This is a genomic window from Rhizomicrobium sp. (genome assembly GCA_037200385.1).
Lineage (GTDB): Bacteria > Pseudomonadota > Alphaproteobacteria > Micropepsales > Micropepsaceae > Rhizomicrobium.
Genome location: JBBCGL010000001.1, coordinates 3,171,769 through 3,190,752 on the forward strand (window position 1 = coordinate 3,171,769; position 18,984 = coordinate 3,190,752).

An 18,984-nucleotide genomic window follows, 5' to 3' on the forward strand; every position below is an offset into this window, starting at 1 on the left:
CAGGGTTTATGGCGCTTACGGACGAGTTCGGGCAGGACCGCAATCTGCGCGTGATGGCGCGCTGGCGCTCGACCGCGCGGGTCCTGGTCGAAGCCCTGCCCTACATCCTGAAATACGACCAGAAGACCATCGTGGTGAAGTTCGGCGGCAATGCGATGGCCGGCGGCGGCACCGCGGCGGATTTCGCCCAGGACATCGTGCTGATGAAGCAGACCGGCATCGATCCCGTCGTGGTGCATGGCGGCGGCCCGCAGATCGGCGCCATGCTGGCCAAGCTGCAGATCCCCTCCACCTTCGTCGACGGCCTCAGGGTCACCGACCAGGCGGCGATCGACGTCGTCGAGATGGTGCTGACCGGTTCGATCAACAAGCAGATCGTCTCGAGCATCAACGCCGCGGGCGGCCGCGCCGTCGGGCTGTCGGGCAAGGATTCGACGCTGGTGCTGGCGCGCAAGCTGATGAAGAACGGCGTCGATCTCGGCTTCGTCGGCGAGCCGGAGAAGGTCAATCCCGACGTGCTGCACACCGTGATGCGCTCGGAGATCATCCCGGTGATCGCGCCGATCGGCGCCGGCGCGAACGGCGAAACCTACAACATCAATGCCGACACGGTGGCGGGCGCGGTCGCCGGCGCGATGAAGGCGGAGCGCCTGATCCTGCTCACCGACGTCGAGGGCGTGCTCGACGGCGAGAAGAAGCTGATTCCGCGTCTCACCGTCGCCGAGGCGCGCGCCCTGATCCAATCGGGCACCATCAAGGGCGGCATGATCCCCAAGATCGAGACCGCGATCGACGCGGTGGAAGGCGGCGTCAGCGCCGCCGTCATCCTGGACGGCCGCATCCCGCACGTCCTTCTGCTCGAGCTCTTCACCGAGCATGGCGCCGGCACGCTGATCACCGCCGAATGAGGCTTTTCTCGCGTCTCCTTGCGGTCGTGACGCTGGCGCTCGGTTGCGCGACGCTCGCGAGTCCGGCACAGGCCGCGATGAATCTGTGCAATCGCACCTCCTATGTCCTCTACGCGGCGACCGGGGCGGCGACCGGCGGCGGGGTCAACGCGCAGGGCTGGACGCGGGTCGCGCCGGGCGCCTGCCGGGTCGTGGTGGCGGGAGACCTCGCCGCCGCGTCCTATTATCTCTACGCCCGCTCCTCGCAGGCGCATTCCGGGCCGACGCGCGCCTGGGGCGGCGACGTGCAGATTTGCGTCAAGGATACGAATTTCACCAATCGCGACGCGGCGAACGCGCCGGTTTGCCAGTCCGACGATTTCTTCCAGCTGCCCTTCGCAACGGTGGACACCCATCACCTGAAATCCTGGACCGCGACGTTCAGCGAGTCGCCGGCGCTGGCGACCTTGCCGCAGGCGCAGATGGCGGGATTGAAGCGGCTGCTGCGCGACGCGGGCTACCGGATCGGCGCGCTGGACGCCAGGCCGGACAAGGCGGCCGACGGGGCCCTGGCGGATTTCCGCAAGAAGTTGCGCATGGCGCCGGCCGCGAGCGTAGGCGACGTGTTCGACGCGCTGGAGACCGAGGCCCTGAAGACCGCGACACCGGCCGGCTATGCGATCTGCAACGACACGGCCAAGTCCGTCGCGGCCGCGCTGGGCCAGCGCGCGCGCAACGACTGGATCAGCCATGGCTGGTGGAAGATCGCCGCGGGAAGCTGCGCCAAGGTGATGGACGATTTGCGCGGCGTGGATTCGGTGTTCCTGTTCGTGACGCGGATCAACGGGCCGGCGCTGGTGACGGGGCCGGCGAAGTTCTGCACCGCCGATATCGAGTTCGACATCCAGAGCCGCACGCGCTGCAAGGAGCGCGGGCTGGCGGACACAGGGTTCCTCGAGACGCGGGTGAACGGGCTGAACGGCTATGCGGCGCATGTCGGGGAGAACGGGCTGGTGCGGCCGGGGCCGAAGCGGCGGTAGGTTCTTCCCGCTTAATTTCAGAGCTGTCTTGGTTTGGAATGAAATCTCCCGTCATCGCCCGCTTCATGCGGGCGACCCATGATCTCGATGTTGCACGGCGAGGCGCGAAGCCGCGGAGAAAATGAACTCCGCGTTCTCCGCGACTGCGCGTGAACCCCTTTTTGGATGAAGTGCGCTCAACTTGATGGTTGGGTGTTCGTGGGTGGCCGGGACGAGCCCGGCCATGACGATGTTTTTGGTGTTGGTGCTCCACGCGAAGCACCGAACGCTTCACACCTTCACGCCGAAATATTCCAAATGCCAGCGCATCTCGTCTTCCGTCATCGGGAAATGCACGCCGGCGCGGGCGGGGAGGAGCTCGCCGGCACCGAGCTTCATCACGAAGCTCTGGATCTTGAAGGCGACGCGCATGCTGAGCCCGGCATGCCAGACCAGCGCGGTCACCGGCTTGGCCGACCGCGAGGCGACGATCTTGCGCGCCGTGGCCTCGGGCACCCGGGCGAGCGTCGCGAGGGCCAGTGTGACCGTCTCGCGCTGGCCCGCATTGGCGGCAGCCTCGACGAAGGCGTCGTCGAGCCGGCCGGCGGCCCTGGCCGCGGCGACGTCGCGATGCGCGGCGTCGGCTTGCCCGTCTTCCGGCTTGCGGTCTTCCTGCAGGCGGATCCGCAATGCCTTGTTGAGTTGCTGCCCGATCTCGTCGTCGAGACCGTAGCGCGCGGAGAGCTGCTCGATCAGGCTGGAACCGACGAAGGACGCGATGCGCCGGATCGCGCGCCGGGACAGGTCGCTGCGCAGGACGAGCGGCATCTGCCAGTCCTGGATCCGCTCGGCCTGTGCCGCGATGTCGTCCAGGGTCTTCTCGCGGATCGCGGCATCCGGATTGGCGAGAAGGGCGGCGATCGCCGGGATGTCGAGCGAGCCGACGATCGCCTGGGAGACGTCGACCGTCAACGGCTTGCGCCGCGCGATGGCGCACAACACCTCTTCGGCGCGCGCGGTGGCGATGATCTCCATCAGATCGGCATCCGACAGCAGCGGCGAGTATTCCAGGATCGGCGCGGCGACGAGTTCGCTCAGATCGCGCGCCAGGGTCAGCACGATCATCCTGGGGACGCAGTCGAGTTCCTTGATCTCTTCCGCGAGGATCGCACGGACCCGGACCACCTGGTCGCGCGCCAGGCGCTCCAGCGTCTCGACGGTGAGTGCATGGACATGGGCGTTCTCGGCCGGCGAGAGGCTCGGCATCAGCCGCGCGATCTTCCGCGCGAGCTCGGCGCGGACGTCTTCGTCCTCGTCGTCCGCGAGGTGGCGGTTGGCGCGGGCCGGCGCGGCACTGTTCGCGGCCACCGCACGGCGCGTGGCGGGCGCGCCGTTCGCCGCCAGGTATTCCAGCACGTCGCGGCCCGCATCGGTGCGGCCGGCCAGCTCGCCATGCGCCGCCTGGCTGCGCGCCTCCAGCAACGCCAAGGCGCTGTCGCGCGTCATGCCGGGCCTTTGCGGCCTGCGCATGTCCTGTCCCATCGGGCGGTCCTTCCCTGGCGCCAGTGTGGGCGCCGGCGGTTTATCGCGCCTTAAGAGATGTGGTTGAGAAAGCTTTACGCGCTTGCCTGGAGCGGGCGCTTCGCCCATGGTCCGCGGCCATGAGCGAAGCGGCACAGACCCCGAAACTGCGTGGTGGCGGGCCCGATTTCGCCGGCATCGACGCGTGGGTCTTCGACCTCGACCACACGCTCTACACCTTCGACGCGGCGGGCCAGGCGGCGATGGAGGAGCGCATCTGCCGCTATGTCCAGCGCCATTTCGGCCTGCCCCGCGACGAGGCCTGGGCGATCCAGAAGCGCTACCTGAAGGATTACGGCAGCACGCTGGCCGGCCTCGTGATGCATGAGCGGATCGATCCCGACGCCTATCACGACGCGGTCAACGACCTGGAGGTCCTGGACCTCAAGCCCGACGCCGCCTTGCGCGAAGGCCTGGCACGGCTGCCGGGACGGCGCTTCGTCTTCACCAACAATTGCGGCCGCTATGCCCGCGCCGTGCTGGAGCGGTTGGGGATGGACGACCTGTTCGCCGGCATCGTCGACGCCAAGGCGATGGATTTCGTGCCCAAGCCGCAGCCGGGCGCCTATGCGGCGCTGTTCAAACTGGGGGCGTTCGCGCCGGCCGGGGCTGCGCTGTTCGACGACAGCCCGCGCAACCTGGTGCCGGCACGAGCGCTGGGGATGCGGACGGTGTGGTTCAACAACGGGCTCGGCCAGGCGCATTGGCGCATTGAAAATCCCGAGCTTCACATCGACCACCAGACCGATAATCTCGCCGCCTTTCTGAACACGATCAGGATTTGAACCCATGAGTGACGATCTGGCCCGCACCATCGACGAGGCCTGGGAGGCCCGCGACGGACTGAACATCGGCACCAAGGGCGCGGTGCGCGAGGCGGTGGAGACGGTGCTGGCCGATCTCGATGCCGGCACGCGGCGCGTGGCCGAGAAGGTGGGCGGCGAATGGGCCGTGCATCAATGGCTGAAGAAAGCGGTGTTGCTGTCCTTCCGGCTGAATGCGATGACGCTGATCGACGGCGCGCCGGGCGACGCGCGCTGGTGGGACAAGGTGGATTCGAAGTTCGAGGGCTGGGACGCAGGCCGCTTCCAGGCGGCGGGCTTCCGCGCCGTGCCGGGCGCCATCGTGCGCCGCTCCGCCTTCATCGCGAAGAACGTGATCCTGATGCCGAGCTTCGTGAATGTCGGGGCCTATGTCGGCGAGGGCACGATGATCGACACCTGGGCGACGGTCGGGTCCTGCGCGCAGGTCGGATCGCATTGCCATATCTCGGGCGGCGCTGGGCTGGGCGGCGTGCTGGAGCCTTTGCAGGCGGCGCCGACCATCATCGAGGACAATTGCTTCATCGGGGCACGCTCCGAAGTGGCCGAGGGCGTGATCGTGGGCGAGGGCTCGGTGCTCGCGATGGGCACATTCCTGACCGCGACGACCAAGATCGTCGACCGCCATTCGGGCGAGATCGTCACCGGGCGCGTGCCGCCCTACTCCGTCGTGGTGCCGGGATCGCTGGGCGGCGGGCCGGGCAAGCCGGCGCTCTATTGCGGCGTGATCATCAAGACGGTGGACGCGCGCACACGGTCCAAGACCTCGATCAACGAACTTCTGAGAGACTGAGATGACCGATCCGGTCGCCCCCGATCCCGTCACTTTGGCGCAGGCCCTGATCCGCTGTCCGTCGGTGACGCCGGAGGATGGCGGGGCGCTCGGCGTGCTGGAGGACGTGCTGAAGCCGCTGGGCTTTGCGTGTCACAGGCTGCGCTTCGAGGACGAAGGCGTGCCGGCGGTCGAGAACCTCTATGCGCGGATCGGGACGCAAGGGCCGAATTTCTGCTTTGCGGGGCACACCGACGTGGTGCCGCCGGGCGATGCCAGGCTGTGGCGGCACGATCCGTTCGGCGCGGCGATCGTGGACGGCACGCTCTATGGCCGCGGCGCGGTGGACATGAAATCGGCGGTGGCATGCTTCGCGGCGGCGGCCGAACGGTTCCTCGCGAGCGGCAAACCCTATGGCTCGATCAGCCTGCTGATCACCGGCGACGAAGAGGGGCCGACCAACGTCAACGGCACGAAGAAGATGCTGGTGTGGCTGAAGGAGAACGGCGAGCGCCTCAGCCACTGCGTCGTCGGCGAGCCGACCGCGACCGCCGAGACCGGCGACGTCATCAAGATCGGGCGGCGCGGCACGATGAACTGCAAGCTGCGCGTCACGGGCACGCAGGGTCATGTGGCGTATCCGCAGAGGGCGAACAATCCGATCCCGGCGCTGGCGGAACTGGTGACGCGGCTGTCGGATTGGAGGCTGGACGGCGGGACCGATCATTTCGATCCGTCGACGCTGGCCTTCACCACCATCGATGTCGGAAATCCCGCGACCAATGTGATTCCCGCCGATGTCCGCGCGGGATTCAACATCCGCTTCAACGACCGCCACACAAGCGCCGCGTTGATCGCGCATATCGAGGCCGAAGCCGCAGCGGTCGCCGGCGCCCGCGGCGTGGAGATCGATGTGAGCGCGCATGTCGGCGGCGAGCCGTTCCTCACCGCACCGGGCCCGTTCACCGCGCTGCTGAGCCGGGTGGCGACGGAGGCGACGGGGCGCGAACCCGAATTGTCGACCACCGGCGGCACCTCCGACGCGCGCTATATCAAGGATCACTGCCCGGTCGTCGAGCTGGGCCTGCCCGGCGGCACCATGCACAAGGCGGACGAGTGCGTGCCGGTGGCGCAGATCGAGAAGCTGACCGTGCTCTATGAGCGGCTGCTGGCCGCCTATTTCGCCGACCCGCCGGCATGAGCGATCCGCGCCCCATCGGCGTGTTCGATTCCGGCATGGGCGGGCTGACCGTGCTGCGGGCGCTGATCGCGCGGCTGCCGGGCGAGAGCTTCCTCTATCTGGGCGACACGGCGCGGCTGCCTTACGGCACCAAGAGCGCCGAGACGGTGCGGCGCTATGCGATCCAGGCGGCGCGGGCGCTGCAGGCGCGCGGCGTCAAGGCGGTGGTGATCGCCTGCAACACGGCGAGCGTGTCGGCGGAGGCGGTGGCGGAGTCTTTGGCGCCGCTGCCGGTGATCGGGGTGATCGCGCCCGGCGCGAAGGCCGCGCTGGCGGCGGCGCCGGAGGGACCGGTGGCGGTGATCGCGACCGAGACGACGGTGCGTGGCGGCGCCTATCGCGCGGCAATAAGGGCTTTGGGGTCGGACATTCCGATCGTGCAGCAGGCCTGTCCGTTGTTCGTGCCGCTGGCGGAGGAAGGGCTGGTCGAGGGGCCTATCGTCGACGCCATCGTCGCGCGCTACCTGGCGCCGGTCTTGGAGTCGATGCCGCGGCCCAAGGCGCTGCTGCTGGGCTGCACGCATTATCCGGTGCTGAAAGCGGCCATCGCGAAGGTCGCGGGGCCGGATATCAGTTTGGTCGACAGCGCGGTGACGGCGGCCGACGCGGTGGCGGCGATGCTGGACGAGGCGGGCCTCGCGCGTGCGGGTGGGGCGCGGACGCTCAGCTTCCTCGCCACCGATGCGCCGGACCGGTTTGCGCGGGCGGGGGAGATTTTCCTTGGGCAGGCGATCGATCCGGGGGCGGTGGAGCTGATCGATCTTCAGCCCTGATTGTCATCCCGGGCGAGCGCAGCGAGACCCGGGATGACAGTCAGGGGTAATCCACCCGCACCAGATACAGCCCATCCGGCGGCGCCACCGGGCCGCAGCGGGCGCGGTCTTTGGCGGCCAGCGCCTGCGCGAGGTCGCGCGGCCGCCATTTGCCTTCGCCGACCAGCTTCAGCGAGCCGACGATGGAGCGCACCTGGTGATGCAGGAAGGATCGCGCGGAGGCTTCGACGTGGATCTCGTCGGCGGCGCGGCGGACGTCGAGGCGGTCCAGCGTCTTGACCGGCGATTTGGCCTGGCATTCGGCGGCGCGGAAGGTCGTGAAGTCGTGGGTGCCCAGAAGCGCCTGGGCGGCGTGGTGCATCGCGTCGGCGTCGAGGGCGTGGACGACGTGCCAGACCTTGCCGGCCTCCAGCACCGGCGGCGGGCGACGGGTGAGGATGCGGAAAAGATAATGCCGCGCGGTGGCGGAGAAGCGGGCGTGGAAATCCGGCGGCGCGACGGCGGCTTCGAGCACGGCGACGTTGGGGCGGACGAAATGGTTCAGCGCGTCGCGCAGCTTGTCGCCGGTGAGATTTTTTTCGAGATCGACATGCGCGACCTGGCCGAGCGCGTGGACGCCGGCATCGGTGCGGCCGGCGCCGTGGACGGTGACCGTCTCGCCGGTGATCTTGCGGAGCGCGTCTTCGAGGATGCCCTGGACCGAGGCGCCGTGCTCCTGCCGCTGCCAGCCGACGAGCGAGGCGCCGCTGTATTCGAGGAGAAGTCTGTAGCGCGTCACGAGCGACCCCCCACCCGAAAAATCGCTGCGCGATTTTTCGACCTCCCCACAAGGGGAAGGTGATGGGTTGAGCGGATCATGTCAGCAGCGTACCACGACCTAACGGGAAGCCGCGCAGGAGGTCTTTGGCGTCCATCGCGGATTTGCCGGGACGCTGCAGGCGGGTGAGGCGCAGGGCGCCTTCGCCGCAGGCGATGGTGAGGGTGTCGTCGAGCAAACTGCCGGGTGCTCCGGTACCGGTGGCCAGTTCGCAGTTGAGGATCTTGACGCGCTCGCCTTTGACTTCGCTCCAGGCGCCGGGAATGGGAGAAAGGCCGCGGATCAGGCCGTCGATCTCGTGCGCCGGCTTGTGCCAGTCGATACGGGCTTCGTCCTTGAGGATTTTCTTGGCGTAGGTCGCGCCGTCTGCCGGCTGTGGCGTTTCCACCGCACTGCCGCGCTCCAGCGCGCCGACGGTGCGGGCCATCAGGTCGGCGCCGAGGCGGGCGAGCTCGTCGTGCAGTTCGCCATAGGTCTTGCGGCCGATGGGCGTGCGCTCGGCCATCAGGACCGGGCCGGTGTCGAGGCCTTCCTCCATCCGCATCGACATCACGCCGGTCTCGGTGTCGCCGGCCATGATCGCGCGCTGGATCGGGGCGGCGCCGCGCCAGCGCGGCAGGAGCGAGCCGTGCAGGTTGAAGCAGCCGAGACGCGGCGCGTCGAGGATGGGCTTAGGTAAGAGTAGGCCGTAGGCGACGACGATGGCGGCGTCGAGATCGAGGGCGGCGAACGCTGCCTGCTCCTCGGGCGATTTGAGCGAGACAGGGGTGCGGACCTCGATGCCGTGCGCCAGCGCGAGGGCGTGGACCGGCGAAGGCTCGGTGCCGAAGCCGCGGCCCTTGGGGCGCGGTGGTTGGGAATAGACCGCGGCGATGGCGTGGCCCTGGCCGATCAGCTCGGCGAGGGTGGGGACCGCGAAATCGGGCGTGCCCATGAAGGCGAGGCGGAGAGCCATTCCAATACCTGTCATCCCGGCCCAGCGATGCGCAAGCATCGCGCAGGTCGATAGCGTCAGCGTGTCGACGGACCCATTGTGCCGCGTCCCGATGGGTCCCGGATAGCCGCTACGCGGCTTCCGGGATGACAGCCTTTCTTTAGCCGGTCTCTTTCATGCGCTTTGCCTTTTGCAGCTTGCGCAGCGCCATGGAGCGCTTGAGCTTGGAGATGTGGTCGATGAAGAGGATGCCTTCGAGATGGTCCATCTCATGCTGCAGGCAGGTGGCCAGCAACCCGTCGGCTTCGAGCTCGTGATGGGTGCCGTCGCGGTCGGTGTAAGTCGCCTTGATGCGGGCGGCGCGCTCGACGTCTTCCCAGATCTCGGGGACGGAGAGGCAGCCTTCCTCGAAGCTCGCGACCTCGTCGGACGCCCACGTGATCACCGGATTGATGAAATGGCGCGGGTTCTTCTTGCCCTCGCGCTGGTCCAGGTCCATCACGATGACGCGCTGCGCCACGCCGATCTGCACCGCGGCGAGGCCGATGCCGTCGGCGGCGTACATGGAATCGACCATGTCGTCGATCAGCCTGCGCGTCGCCGCATCGACCGTGTCCACGGTCTGCGAGACGGCTTTGAGGCGCGGGTCGGGCGCGGTAAGGATGGGGCGGATGGCCATGGCGGGGAGATAATCGTCGGGCCGCTTTTGGTCAAGGGAAACGCGGAAAACGCATGGAATTGGGGCTGATCGTTCTGGGAATCGCGATCGTCGCGGCGGCGGGAATCGTGGCTTTCGCGCTGCGCGGGCGGCGACCGGAGCCGATGCCCGTCGAGCCGCCGCGGCCCGATGCACGGATCGACACGGTGCTGCAGGGCCAAGGCGATATCCTGGGACGGTTCCACCAGACCATCGAGAGCCAGGCGGCGCTGCAGCGGACCTTGTCGGAGCGGATCGAGGCGCTGGACAAGCGGCTGGGCGAGACGCTGACCGACAGCGCCACCAAGACGGCGGCGACGATCTCGGGGATCGGCGAAAGGCTGACCGTGATCGACGAAGCGCAGAAGAACATCTCGGCGCTTTCGGGACAGGTGACGAGCCTGCAACAGGTCCTGTCCAACAAGCAGTCGCGCGGCGCCTTCGCCCAGACGCAGATGGAGGAGATCGTGCGCGACGGGCTGCCGACCAACCTCTACGAGTTCCAGTTCACGCTTTCGAACCGCAACCGGCCCGACTGCATCATCCGCATCCCCGGCAACAACGCGCTGCTGGTGATCGACTCCAAGTTTCCGCTGGAGTGCTTCACGCTGCTCCGCGCGGCGGTGAGCGACGAGGAGCGCAAGCTGGCGCTGGCGCGGGTGCGCAGCGATGTCGGCAAGCACGTCACCGACATTGCGTCGAAATATCTGATCCAAGGCGAGGTGCAGACGCCGGCGCTCATGTTCGTGCCGTCGGAATCGATTTATGCGGAGCTGCATGACGGGTTCAGCGACGTGATCCAGAAGGCGCACCGGGCGCAGGTGGTCGTGGTGTCGCCGAACATCCTGATGCTGGCGATCAACACGATCCAGACGGTGATGAAAGACGCGCGGATGCGCGAGCAGGCGAGCCTGATCCAGAAGGAGGTCGGCGTGATGCTGAACGACGTGCGGCTCTTGGGCGAGCGGGTCGAGAAGCTGCAGCGCCACTTCAACCAGGCCGACGGCGACATCAAGGACATCCTGGTCTCGGCAGGAAAGGTGACGGGCCGGGCCGACCGGATCCGCAATGTGGAGCTGGGACCGGGGGAGATCGCGCCGGCGCAATTGCCGGAGAGTTAGCGGCGCTGTGGTTTAGAGTTGTTTCGGTTTGAACCAAAAAACACCGTCATGGCCGGGCTCGTCCCGGCCACCCATGATCTCGATGTTGCACGCGGAGGCGCGGAGGTCCGCGCTCCTCAGCGGCTCCGCGTGAAACCTTTTGCAAGCAGCTCACCCCACTTGAGAGTTGGGTGTTCATGGGTGGCCGGGACGAGCCCGGCCATGACGAATTTTTTGAGATTTACAGCGACCGCCGCGCCTTGAACGCCGCGCTCAGCGTGCCTTCGTCCAGATAATCCAGCTCGCCGCCGACAGGGACGCCGTGGGCGAGGCGCGTGACGCTGGTGCCGGTGGGGCTGAGGAGATCCATCAGGTAGTGCGCGGTGGTCTGGCCCTCGACGGTCGCGTTCATCGCGAGGATGACCTCGTCGACGCCATTGCGCACCCGGCCGATCAGGCTGGCGACATTGAGTCGGTCGGGCGTCACGCCGTCGAGCGCGGAGAGGGCGCCGCCCAGCACGTGATAGCGGCCGCGGAAGACACCGGCGCGCTCCAGCGCCCAGAGATCGGCGACGTCCTCCACGATGCACAGCACATGATCGTCGCGGCGCGGATCGCGGCACAGCGCGCAGGGGCTGGTGGTGTCGAGATTGCCGCAGGTCTCGCAGGTCTTGATGGCGGCGGCCGCATCGCGCATGGCGAGCGCCAGCGGCTCCAGCAGCATGTCGCGCTTCTTGAGCAGCGTCAGCGCGGCACGCCGCGCCGAGCGCGGTCCGAGGCCCGGCAGTTTGGCGAGAAGCTGGATCAGGCGCTCGATCTCGGGCCCGGCGGAGAGGCTGGCCATCAGGACTCGTCTTCCGGCATCGGCGCGGCGATGTCGTCGTCGGCGATGCGGCGCACTTCCTTGATCTCGGCGCCGGGGAAGCGGTCGAGCACGGCGCGCACCAGCGGCTCCTGCGTCACGCTCTCGATCTTGGCGGCCTTGGCGTCGCGCTTCTGCTCGGCGAGCGTGGGCTCGCCGGCCTCGCGCGAGACCGAGATCGACCAGCGGATGCCGGTCAGCGCGAACAGCTTCTGCGAAAGATCGCCCGCCAGGGTCGTCGGCGCCTTCGGCGTCGGTCGGATCTCGAGACGGCCCTGTTCCATGCGGACCAGATGCACATTGTGCTCGAGGTTGACCTTCAGGCTCGAGGTCGGCTCCAGCAGGGCGATGATGTCCTGGAAGGAGCGAAGCTGCACGGCGGGCGCCGCCGACAGCGTGGGTTCGGGCGCCTGCCGGGCCGCTTGGACCGCAGAGGGCGACAGCGCGCGCGGCGCCGCGTCGCCCCGGCTCTCCAGCGCGGGCGCCGCTGGGCGCGGCGGCGGCTTGCTCTCGCCGTCCAGCAGATCGCGCACCAGCTTGTCGGTGGGCGGAAGGTCGGCGGCATAGGCCAGGCGGATCAGCGCCATCTCGCAGGCGGCGACGGGCCGCGTCGCGTCGCGCACTTCGAGGAGGCCCTTGAGCAGCACCTGCCAGGCGCGGGTGAGCGACGGGACGGTGAGCTTGCCCGCCATCTCGGCGGCGCGCCGGGCTTCACCCGAGCCGCCATCGAAGAAACCTTCGGCGCCGGGCGCGACCTTCACGCGGGTGAGGAAATGCACGATCTCCAGCAAGTCCTGCATCACTGCCAGGGGATCGGCGCCGTGATCGTAGAGATTGTTCAGGTCGGCCAGCGCCTCGGCGACCTTGCCGCCCATCAGCTTCTCGAACAGGTCGAGCACCCGGCCGCGATCGGCGAGGCCCAGCATGTCGCGCACCGCATCGGCAGCGATCTCCCCGCCCTCGCCATGGGCGATGGCCTGGTCGAGCAGCGAGAGCGAGTCGCGCGCCGAGCCTTCGGCGGCGCGGGCGACCAGGGCGAGCGCATCGCGGGCGATGGCGACGCCCTCCTTCTCCGCGATGCCGGAGAGCAGGCCGACCAGCTCCTGGGTCTCGATCCGCCGCAGGTCGAAGCGCTGGCAGCGCGACAGGATCGTGACCGGGACCTTGCGGATCTCGGTGGTGGCGAAGATGAACTTCACATGCGGCGGCGGCTCTTCCAGCGTCTTGAGGATCGCGTTGAAGGCCGGCTTGGACAGCATGTGCACTTCGTCGAGGATATAGACCTTGTAGCGCGCGCTGGCCGGCGCGTAGCGCACGCTGTCGATGATCTGGCGCACCTCGTCGACGCCATTGTTCGAGGCTGCGTCCATCTCCTGCACGTCGACATGGCGCGACTCGGCGATGGCGACGCAGGGCTCGCAGACGCCGCAGGGCTGGATCGTCGGCGCGGTGCGCGTGCCGTCGGGGCCGATGCAGTTGAGGGCGCGCGCGATGATGCGCGCCGTCGTGGTCTTGCCGACGCCGCGGACGCCGGTCAGCATGAAGGCATGCGCGATGCGGCCGGTCGCGAAGGCATTGGACAGCGTCCTGACCAGCGCCTCCTGGCCGACGAGACCTGAGAAGTCGGACGGACGGTATTTGCGCGCCAGCACGCGGTAGGCCGCGCCGCCGGCGGGCTTGGCCGGGGCGGGATCGAGGCCCAGGGAAAATTCGTCGCTCATCGCGCCGGAGTATAGCAAGCGGGCGCCGCGGCCGGGCAAGTATCGCTCACGGACCGTCCACGAAGATATCCTCGATCCGCCGCGCGAAGACCCTCGCGATGGCGAAGGCCAGGGGCAGCGACGGATCGTAGCGGCCGGTCTCGATCGCAATCACGGTCTGGCGCGAAACCATGAGCCGCGCCGCGAGGTCGGCCTGGGTCATGCCGGCCTCGGCGCGCAACGCCTTCAGCCGGTTGTTCATGCCCGCAACCTCGCGCGGCGCGGCCAGCCGACGGCCGCCGTCACGACCAGGAAGATCACCGAGAAATAGAAATGCCAGACGTCGCCGAGCGGCGGCAGGGTCGCGACCTTGGCGACCTGCGGATAGGACCAGACGAGGCAGGCCATGATCCCGCCGGTCAGCGACGCGGACTGGAGGAAGCGCAGGCGCTGCAACTCATCGATGCGGCGGTAATAGCGGAGCGTGACCAGGAGCATCAGCCAGATCGGAACCAGCGGGGCGAGCGCCAGGACGTCGAAGGCGGCGGAGCCGGGCGCGAGATGAAGGCCGCTGCCGGCTGCCTTGGTGCCCAAGAGCAGCAGGACGGTGCCGGTCATCTCGGCGGCGTAGCGCAGGACGGCGCGGTGTTCGATGTCCATGGTGAAGCTCCAAATGTAAAGCGTACTTTACATAGGCGGGCAGAACGGCGGAGTCAAGGCCGCTTTACATTTCGAATGTGTTATTTTGAGATACCAGATATAGTGCTTCGCAACTGCGGAACTACATCTACTTGTTTTCGCCGTGCACGCAGTGGAAGCCGGCTGACCCAAGCCGGATTCGGTACGGCTGCTTCGTTCCCGATCTGACCGGGTTAGCGAGCGGCTCGTCCAGCCGACTTCCGGACGGGGATATAAGGCCGGCCCGCGGAAAATGCGAGTCGTGCGCTTTCCAAAGTCCGCCCTTACGATGCAGGCAAAGATATCGGGTGACATATGATTCCTTTCGCCGGCAATCCGCTCGACCGGGCGAGCGTCAAACGTACCGACGCGGAATGGCTCGCCGCGCGGCGGCGCGACGCGACATCCCTCATCCTGCCGATATGGCGGCTGCAGCCTTTCATCATCGGCCCCGAGAAGGCGCCGGCGCCGGTCGAACTCGGACTGCTGAAGCCGGGACTGGCGGATTCGCTGGCCGCGCCGGATGCGCCTTGCGTCTTCCTCGGGCTGGAAGGCGACAGCGCGATGTTCGGTCTCGACATCTCCGCGGCGCGCGATCCGGCGAGCGAAGGGCCGCTGGCCGGACTGGGGCATTTCCGCGACGCGCGCGCGGCGGCCGCGACCCTGCCGCTGAAGGACGCGGCGATCATGGGCGAGGCCAAGGCGATGATCGACTGGCACAACCGGCACGGTTTCTGCGCCAATTGCGGCACCGCGACCGCGCCGGCCGATGGCGGATGGCGGCGGCTGTGCCCGCACTGCAAGGCCGAGCATTTCCCGCGCACCGATCCGGTGGTGATCATGCTGGCGGTGCATGACGGCGCCTGCCTTGTCGGGCGCAACAAGCGCTTCCCGGGCAATTTCTATTCGGCCCTCGCGGGCTTCATGGAGCCGGGCGAGACCATCGAGGAAGCGGTGCGCCGCGAATTGCTGGAGGAAGTGAACCTCAAGGTCGGCAAGGTGCATTATCACGCGACGCAGCCCTGGCCCTTTCCCTCGTCGCTGATGATCGGCTGCCTGGCGGAAGCCGAGAGCCGCGACTTCAAGCCCGACGGCGAGGAGATCGCCGCTGCGATGTGGCTGGACCGCGACAAGGCGAAGCGCCTGATCGCGGGCGAGCGGTTCGACGACATCTCGGTGCCGCCGGCGGTGGCGATCGCACATCACCTGATCAAGGCATTCGCGGACGGGGCCATGTGACGCGCGCCCTGCTCGCACTCCAGGCGGCGACGCTCTTCAAGCTGTCCGCCGGCCGGCGGATGGAATATGCCAACGATCCGGAGCGCTCGCCGCCGCCGCGTCTGTACATGGCGGGCTGCGAGGAGGGCTGGGTCGGCTATCTGCGCGACGATGTCGATGCGGCCGCCGCGCGCGCCGTCGAGGACTTGATCGCGCAGGAGCCGCCGCTGGCCGCGCCGGGCGCGACGCCGCGCTTCGCCGAGCGCTATCGCGAGATCGTCGGTTCCGACGCGCCGCTGACGACGCACAATTACGGACCGATCCATCGCCTGCGGCGCGGGGTGCAAGCGCCGAGCACGGTGAAGGTCGTGTGCCAGGGCACGGCAGAGGGCGACGCCCTATGGACACGGCTCGAGCGCGACGGTCTTGCGCCGGACTGGATCGCGGCCGGCTTCACCGACCTCAGCCATTTCTGGGAGCCCTGGTGCGTCGCGATGGCCGGCGACGAGATCGCGGCGATCGCCTTCGCCGCGCGGACGGGATTGCTGGCGGCGGAGGTCGGCGTCTACACGCTGAAAGCCCATCGCGGGCGCGGCTATGCGGCCGCGGTCACCGCGGCATGGAGCACGCTGCTGCCGCGCCACCCTGTGCTGTTCTATGCGACCCACCGGGACAACCTGTCCTCGCAGCGCGTGATCGCGCGGCTGGGCTTGCCGTTCCTCGGCGAGAGCATGTGGATCTGACCCTTTTGCAGTTTGGCGGATCTCCCCTTCGCGGGGCCGTCCGGGCGACGATTGTCGCAATAGGTCGGCGATTCTTCTGCGGCCAGAGTCTGTTGTGATCGGTTTGAATCACGCCTGTCATCCCGGCCAAGCGATGCGTCGGCATCGCGCCGGTCCGTAGCGACAGCGTACGGACGGACCCATTGCGCAAGCGGCTCGATGGGTCCCGGCTCTCCCCCGGCTCAAGGCCGGGGTCGGCCGGGATGACATTTTGCGTAAGACGGATAGCAACTTGCTCTAGATTTCTGCGCCGTCCCGCGGAGTGCGTCCATGACCTGGTCCATCGTCGCCTATCACAAGGCCAGCGGCGCGTTCGGCGCGGCGGTCGCCACCAAGGCGTTCGCCGCCGGTGCCTTCGTGCCGTTCGTGCGCGCCGGCGTCGGCGCCGTGGGCACCCAATCGATCACCAACCGCTATCTGGGTCCGGTGGTGCTGGACGGAATGGCGCGCGGACTTTCGCCGAAGCTCGCGATCGACGCCGCGATCGCGGGCGACGAGGGGCGGGACGTCCGGCAGCTGCACGCGGTCGACCGCCAAGGCCGCGTCGCAGCCTGGACCGGACGGCATTGCGTCGAATGGGCCGGCAGCGTCGGCGAGGATTTCGTCAGCGTCGCGGGCAACATGCTGAGCAATGCGCGCGTGGCGCAGGCGACGCTCGACGGCTTCAAGGCCGATCCGTCGCTCGCCCTGCCCGAACGCATGCTGGCCGCGCTGGAGCGCGGCGAGGCCGCGGGCGGCGATCGGCGCGGACGCCAATCGGCGGCGATGGTGCTGACGACGACGGAGGATTTTCCCGATCTCAGCATCCGGGTCGACGATCACGCCGAGCCTTTGCCGGAGCTGCGCCGCCTGCTCGGCGTGTGGCGGCGTGATCGCGCGCCCTATCTCGACTACGCGCCGTCGAAGGCGCGGCCCGCGGGCGTGATCGATCTCGATGCGCTCGAGACGAGCCTGAAGGCGCGCGGCATCGACGTGAAGTTCCGCCGCTGACACGAAATGTGATCGCGGTTCCGGCGGTTCCGAACGGAACATGCGGAACCAAAGCTTTTCACGCTTGAACGCTTCGCGCGATTGCCCCATGTGGCGCTGCGCGCGGTGACGCCGCGCGCGTCCCGAGGGGCTTTTGCCCACGGGATGGCGCCGGCTCTGCCGGTGTATCGACCATCCAATAGAGACAGGTGATCATGATCTCTCGCCATGCGCGCGCATGCTTGCAATCGAATCATGGAGGCCCGCGTTGAGGCCGGCCCGCATCGCGGCCGGCCGCGAATCCTTTTCCGCGATCCTGCACCTGGCGATGGTGCTGGCCTTCATCCCGATGGTCGCGTTCCTGATCTCGCCGCGCTTCCTGCGCGCCGATGCGCCGCGCATGATCGTCAGCGTGTTCACCGAGATGATGGGGCCCGGCCGCGACACGCCGAACCCGGATGCGACCTTCGAGCGGGAGGCCGCGATGAGCCCGCAGGCCCTGATGCGGCGCTGGGACGGATTGATCGGCGACGCGGCGCAACGCTTCGGCGTCTCGGCGGCGTGGATCCGCGCGGTGATGCGCCAGGAGAGCGGCGGACGCACCGTGCAGGCCGGCGACCAGCCGATCACCTCGCCGGCCGGCGCGGTCGGCGTCATGCAGCTCGAACCGGCAACCTATGAGGAGATGCGGCGGCAATACGGGCTGGGCGCCGATCCGGCCGATCCGCACGACAATGTTTATGCCGGCGCGGCCTATCTCAAATGGCTGCATGGCCGATACGGCTATCCCGGGATGTTCGCGGCTTATAATGGCGGGCCGGGAACTTACGAAGACCATGTCGAGCGCGGCAAGCCGCTGCCGGCCGAGACGATCAACTATGTGCAGAGCGTCACCGCGATGCTGGCGGTGCGCGACGGACCGCGGCGGCTTCGCGGCAGCGAGACCGGCCCGGGCTGACGCGACAATCCCATTTGGTCGTGGCGGGTATTTGGCTTAGCGTGAACGCCGCTCCCGCTCCGGGAGCTTGACGAGGGGGTTGGTCCATGACGATCGCGCCGGCCGGGCTTACCCGTTCCTCCGATCTGCGCCGCACCGGCGCGCATCCCGATTTCTGGTATCCGCTGGCGTGGTCGGAGGAGCTCAAGCAGGGCAAGACGCTGGCCCGCCGCTTCGCCGGCAATCCCATCGTGCTCTATCGCGGCAAGGGCGGCCAGGTCTTCGCGCTCGAAGACCGCTGCGCCCATCGCCAAGTGCCGCTGTCGCTCGGCGTGGTGGAGGGCGACACGCTCAAATGCGGCTATCATGGCTGGGCCTACAACAATGGCGGCAAATGCATCGACGTGCCCTATCTGGGACGCGAGCGCCTGCCCAATGGCGTGCGGGCCTATCCTGCGCGCGAGATCGACGGCCTGATCTTCGTCTTCCCCGGCGACCCCGCCCTGGCGGAGGGACGCGCGCCCGCAGCGCTCGGCTCGAAGGCGAACGCGCTCTACAAGACGCGCCAGCTCAACCGCGAGGTCGCGTGCCACTACACCTTCATGCACGAGAACCTGTTCGACATGAACCACCAGTTCCTGCACCGCAGCCTGATGGGCACGATCAAGGCGACGTGCCTGGGACGGCGCTCGGGCGAGGATTGGTGCGAGGTCGACTACACCTTCACCCGCACCGCCGGCAGCCAGTCGCTCGGCGAGGCGGCGATCCTCAACGTGATGCGCGCGCCGGAAGCCGGCGTGAACGCCGACCTGATGACCATCCGCACGGGCTATCCCTACCAGAACCTCAAAGTGTGGGTGAACGGCGGCGAGCCGGTGCTCGACGTCTGGCTCGGCTATACGCCGCTGGACGCGGAGCAGCGCACCAACCGCACCTTCGGCTATCTCTCGGTGAAGAAGCCGAAGATCCCCGGCCTGATCCATGCCGCCTGGCCGTTCATCACCTGGTTCACCGAAGGCATCTTCGCCCAGGACAAGGACATCGTGGAGCAGGAGCAGAAGGCGCATGACGCGCAGGGCCGCGACTGGAACAACGAGGTGTTCCCGCCGATCCGCGACCTGCGGGCTGTGCTGCTGCGCTGCGGCGTGCCGGCGCCGGGATGCGATGGCGAGAAGGTCGTGCCGCTCGCCTGACGCC

20 protein-coding genes and 1 other RNA gene are annotated in these 18,984 nt (G+C 68.1%); 12 read left to right on the forward strand and 9 right to left on the reverse strand.

Going from position 1 to position 18,984, the window contains the following annotated elements; genetic code table 11:
* The first annotated feature begins 8 nt into the window (after positions 1–8).
* Positions 9–908 (forward strand): acetylglutamate kinase, encoded by a 900-nt coding sequence (argB, locus tag WDM91_14960; GenBank protein ID MEI9995894.1) that lies wholly within the window; start codon positions 9–11, stop codon positions 906–908.
* Positions 905–1,927, forward strand: a complete 1,023-nt coding sequence (locus tag WDM91_14965) for a DUF1036 domain-containing protein (GenBank protein ID MEI9995895.1) — start codon at positions 905–907, stop codon at positions 1,925–1,927. The genes argB and WDM91_14965 overlap by 4 nt, the downstream gene beginning before the upstream one ends.
* A gap of 270 nt (positions 1,928–2,197) precedes the next feature.
* Here the strand turns inward: WDM91_14965 and WDM91_14970 are convergent, their stop codons facing one another.
* The gene (locus tag WDM91_14970) at positions 2,198–3,412 is read right to left on the reverse strand and encodes a DUF2336 domain-containing protein (protein MEI9995896.1); all 1,215 of its coding nucleotides are present in this window, start codon (positions 3,410–3,412) and stop codon (positions 2,198–2,200) included.
* 155 nt (positions 3,413–3,567) lie between these two features.
* Between WDM91_14970 and WDM91_14975 the strand changes: the two genes are divergently transcribed.
* The 4 genes from WDM91_14975 to murI are packed head-to-tail and all read left to right on the forward strand — an operon-like array spanning position 3,568 to position 7,093.
* Positions 3,568–4,272, forward strand: coding sequence for a pyrimidine 5'-nucleotidase (locus WDM91_14975; protein MEI9995897.1), 705 nt, complete (start codon positions 3,568–3,570; stop codon positions 4,270–4,272).
* Positions 4,273–4,276: 4 nt separating this feature from the next.
* Positions 4,277–5,101 (forward strand): 2,3,4,5-tetrahydropyridine-2,6-dicarboxylate N-succinyltransferase, encoded by an 825-nt coding sequence (gene dapD, locus WDM91_14980; GenBank protein MEI9995898.1) that lies wholly within the window; start codon positions 4,277–4,279, stop codon positions 5,099–5,101.
* A gap of 1 nt (position 5,102) precedes the next feature.
* Entirely contained in the window at positions 5,103–6,281 is a 1,179-nt protein-coding gene (gene dapE, locus WDM91_14985) for a succinyl-diaminopimelate desuccinylase (protein MEI9995899.1), read from the forward strand.
* Entirely contained in the window at positions 6,278–7,093 is an 816-nt protein-coding gene (gene murI / locus WDM91_14990) for a glutamate racemase (GenBank protein ID MEI9995900.1), read from the forward strand. Before dapE ends, murI begins: the two co-directional genes overlap by 4 nt.
* A 40-nt stretch (positions 7,094–7,133) precedes the next feature.
* Here murI and truA read toward each other — a convergent pair whose 3' ends face one another.
* The 3 genes from truA to def all read right to left on the reverse strand — a co-directional run bounded on the left by truA (position 7,134) and on the right by def (position 9,523).
* Positions 7,134–7,871, reverse strand: a complete 738-nt coding sequence (gene truA / locus WDM91_14995) for a tRNA pseudouridine(38-40) synthase TruA (GenBank protein MEI9995901.1) — start codon at positions 7,869–7,871, stop codon at positions 7,134–7,136.
* A 76-nt stretch (positions 7,872–7,947) separates the two neighbouring features.
* Positions 7,948–8,865 carry a methionyl-tRNA formyltransferase gene (fmt, locus tag WDM91_15000; protein MEI9995902.1) on the reverse strand — a complete coding sequence of 306 codons (918 nt, stop codon included), beginning with the start codon at positions 8,863–8,865 and terminating at the stop codon, positions 7,948–7,950.
* Between the two features lie 139 nt (positions 8,866–9,004).
* A complete protein-coding gene (gene def / locus WDM91_15005; protein ID MEI9995903.1) occupies positions 9,005–9,523 on the reverse strand; it encodes a peptide deformylase in 519 nt (172 codons plus the stop codon).
* Between the two features lie 53 nt (positions 9,524–9,576).
* On the opposite strand from def, the gene rmuC reads away from it, so the two are divergent.
* Positions 9,577–10,662 carry a DNA recombination protein RmuC gene (gene rmuC, locus WDM91_15010; protein ID MEI9995904.1) on the forward strand — a complete coding sequence of 362 codons (1,086 nt, stop codon included), beginning with the start codon at positions 9,577–9,579 and terminating at the stop codon, positions 10,660–10,662.
* A 220-nt stretch (positions 10,663–10,882) separates the two neighbouring features.
* On the opposite strand, the gene recR is transcribed toward rmuC, so the two are convergent.
* The 5 genes from recR to ffs all read right to left on the reverse strand — a co-directional run bounded on the left by recR (position 10,883) and on the right by ffs (position 14,106).
* Positions 10,883–11,485 carry a recombination mediator RecR gene (gene recR / locus WDM91_15015; protein ID MEI9995905.1) on the reverse strand — a complete coding sequence of 201 codons (603 nt, stop codon included), beginning with the start codon at positions 11,483–11,485 and terminating at the stop codon, positions 10,883–10,885.
* Entirely contained in the window at positions 11,485–13,224 is a 1,740-nt protein-coding gene (locus tag WDM91_15020) for a DNA polymerase III subunit gamma/tau (protein MEI9995906.1), read from the reverse strand. Before WDM91_15020 ends, recR begins: the two co-directional genes overlap by 1 nt.
* Before the next feature lie 46 nt (positions 13,225–13,270).
* Positions 13,271–13,465, reverse strand: a complete 195-nt coding sequence (locus tag WDM91_15025) for a helix-turn-helix transcriptional regulator (protein MEI9995907.1) — start codon at positions 13,463–13,465, stop codon at positions 13,271–13,273.
* Entirely contained in the window at positions 13,462–13,863 is a 402-nt protein-coding gene (locus WDM91_15030; protein MEI9995908.1) for a hypothetical protein, read from the reverse strand. The genes WDM91_15025 and WDM91_15030 overlap by 4 nt, the downstream gene beginning before the upstream one ends.
* A 148-nt stretch (positions 13,864–14,011) precedes the next feature.
* Positions 14,012–14,106, reverse strand: an RNA gene (gene ffs, locus WDM91_15035) — signal recognition particle sRNA small type.
* Between the two features lie 90 nt (positions 14,107–14,196).
* Here ffs and nudC point away from each other — a divergent pair.
* The 5 genes from nudC to WDM91_15060 all read left to right on the forward strand — a co-directional run bounded on the left by nudC (position 14,197) and on the right by WDM91_15060 (position 18,980).
* Positions 14,197–15,120: an NAD(+) diphosphatase gene (gene nudC / locus WDM91_15040; GenBank protein MEI9995909.1), complete on the forward strand. Its 924-nt coding sequence runs from the start codon at positions 14,197–14,199 to the stop codon at positions 15,118–15,120.
* Positions 15,117–15,842 carry a GNAT family N-acetyltransferase gene (locus tag WDM91_15045; GenBank protein MEI9995910.1) on the forward strand — a complete coding sequence of 242 codons (726 nt, stop codon included), beginning with the start codon at positions 15,117–15,119 and terminating at the stop codon, positions 15,840–15,842. Before nudC ends, WDM91_15045 begins: the two co-directional genes overlap by 4 nt.
* A gap of 309 nt (positions 15,843–16,151) precedes the next feature.
* Positions 16,152–16,871: a DUF1028 domain-containing protein gene (locus WDM91_15050; protein ID MEI9995911.1), complete on the forward strand. Its 720-nt coding sequence runs from the start codon at positions 16,152–16,154 to the stop codon at positions 16,869–16,871.
* 247 nt (positions 16,872–17,118) lie between these two features.
* Complete coding sequence (locus tag WDM91_15055) at positions 17,119–17,808, forward strand: lytic transglycosylase domain-containing protein (GenBank protein ID MEI9995912.1); 690 nt, start codon at positions 17,119–17,121, stop codon at positions 17,806–17,808.
* A gap of 86 nt (positions 17,809–17,894) precedes the next feature.
* The gene (locus WDM91_15060; GenBank protein ID MEI9995913.1) at positions 17,895–18,980 is read left to right on the forward strand and encodes an aromatic ring-hydroxylating dioxygenase subunit alpha; all 1,086 of its coding nucleotides are present in this window, start codon (positions 17,895–17,897) and stop codon (positions 18,978–18,980) included.
* Positions 18,981–18,984 lie beyond the last annotated feature (4 nt).

Bases quoted from the DNA above. Each gene is read 5' to 3' on its own strand.
- argB (MEI9995894.1), top strand. From the start codon at position 9: ATGGCGCTTACGGACGAGTTCGGGCAGGACCGCAATCTGCGCGTGATG.
- WDM91_14965 (MEI9995895.1), top strand. From the start codon at position 905: ATGAGGCTTTTCTCGCGTCTCCTTGCGGTCGTGACGCTGGCGCTCGGT.
- WDM91_14970 (MEI9995896.1), bottom strand. From the start codon at position 3,412: ATGACGCGCGACAGCGCCTTGGCGTTGCTGGAGGCGCGCAGCCAGGCG.
- WDM91_14975 (MEI9995897.1), top strand. From the start codon at position 3,568: ATGAGCGAAGCGGCACAGACCCCGAAACTGCGTGGTGGCGGGCCCGAT.
- dapD (MEI9995898.1), top strand. From the start codon at position 4,277: ATGAGTGACGATCTGGCCCGCACCATCGACGAGGCCTGGGAGGCCCGC.
- dapE (MEI9995899.1), top strand. From the start codon at position 5,103: ATGACCGATCCGGTCGCCCCCGATCCCGTCACTTTGGCGCAGGCCCTG.
- murI (MEI9995900.1), top strand. From the start codon at position 6,278: ATGAGCGATCCGCGCCCCATCGGCGTGTTCGATTCCGGCATGGGCGGG.
- fmt (MEI9995902.1), bottom strand. From the start codon at position 8,865: ATGGCTCTCCGCCTCGCCTTCATGGGCACGCCCGATTTCGCGGTCCCC.
- def (MEI9995903.1), bottom strand. From the start codon at position 9,523: ATGGCCATCCGCCCCATCCTTACCGCGCCCGACCCGCGCCTCAAAGCC.
- rmuC (MEI9995904.1), top strand. From the start codon at position 9,577: ATGGAATTGGGGCTGATCGTTCTGGGAATCGCGATCGTCGCGGCGGCG.
- recR (MEI9995905.1), bottom strand. From the start codon at position 11,485: ATGGCCAGCCTCTCCGCCGGGCCCGAGATCGAGCGCCTGATCCAGCTT.
- WDM91_15020 (MEI9995906.1), bottom strand. From the start codon at position 13,224: ATGAGCGACGAATTTTCCCTGGGCCTCGATCCCGCCCCGGCCAAGCCC.
- WDM91_15025 (MEI9995907.1), bottom strand. From the start codon at position 13,465: ATGAACAACCGGCTGAAGGCGTTGCGCGCCGAGGCCGGCATGACCCAG.
- WDM91_15030 (MEI9995908.1), bottom strand. From the start codon at position 13,863: ATGGACATCGAACACCGCGCCGTCCTGCGCTACGCCGCCGAGATGACC.
- nudC (MEI9995909.1), top strand. From the start codon at position 14,197: ATGATTCCTTTCGCCGGCAATCCGCTCGACCGGGCGAGCGTCAAACGT.
- WDM91_15050 (MEI9995911.1), top strand. From the start codon at position 16,152: ATGACCTGGTCCATCGTCGCCTATCACAAGGCCAGCGGCGCGTTCGGC.
- WDM91_15060 (MEI9995913.1), top strand. From the start codon at position 17,895: ATGACGATCGCGCCGGCCGGGCTTACCCGTTCCTCCGATCTGCGCCGC.